This window comes from Allokutzneria sp. NRRL B-24872, from assembly GCF_002155965.1.
In the GTDB taxonomy this organism is placed as follows: domain Bacteria; phylum Actinomycetota; class Actinomycetes; order Mycobacteriales; family Pseudonocardiaceae; genus Allokutzneria.
On sequence record NZ_MUMH01000397.1, the window covers coordinates 1 to 663 of the forward strand.

The following is a 663-nucleotide window of genomic DNA, read 5'->3' on the forward strand; positions in this document are numbered from 1 at the left end:
ACCACCAGGCGCGCAAGGAACGGTTCGCCCGCTTCGAGGAACTGCGGCGGCGCTGGGACGAGGAGCACGCGAAGCTCAAACGGCTGGTCGCCATGTACAAGCAGAAGGCGGCCTTCAACTCCGACATGGCCTCCCGGCTCCAGGCCGCCCGTACCCGGTTGCAGAGGTTCGAGGAGGCGGGCCCGCCGCTGGAGCCGCCCCGCGAGCAGGACATCACCATGCGGCTGCGCGGCGGCCGCACCGGGGTGCGGGCCGTGACCTGCCAGGGGCTGGAGCTGTCGGGCCTGATGAAACCCTTCGACCTGGAGGTCTTCTACGGCGAGCGGGTCGCCGTCCTCGGCTCCAACGGCTCGGGCAAGTCCCACTTCCTGCGGCTCCTGGCCGGGGGCGACGTCGCCCACACGGGGCAGTGGAAGCTCGGCGCCCGGGTCGTCCCCGGCCACTTCGCGCAGACGCACGCCCATCCCGAGCTGGAGGGCCGGGCACTGCTCGACATCCTGTGGAAGGAGCACGCGCAGGACCGGGGCGCCGCCATGTCCGCGCTCCGCCGCTACGAGCTGACCCGGCAGGCCGAGCAGCCCTTCGACCGGCTCTCCGGCGGCCAGCAGGCCCGCTTCCAGATCCTGCTCCTGGAACTCCACGGCGCCACCGCGCTGCTGCTGG

The 663-nt window shown here is 72.4% G+C and carries 1 protein-coding gene; it reads left to right on the forward strand.

Annotated elements, in window-relative coordinates; all coding sequences use genetic code 11:
- Positions 1–663: ATP-binding cassette domain-containing protein (locus CCN37_RS38285; RefSeq protein ID WP_143262072.1), on the forward strand; the 663-nt coding region annotated here is incomplete at both ends.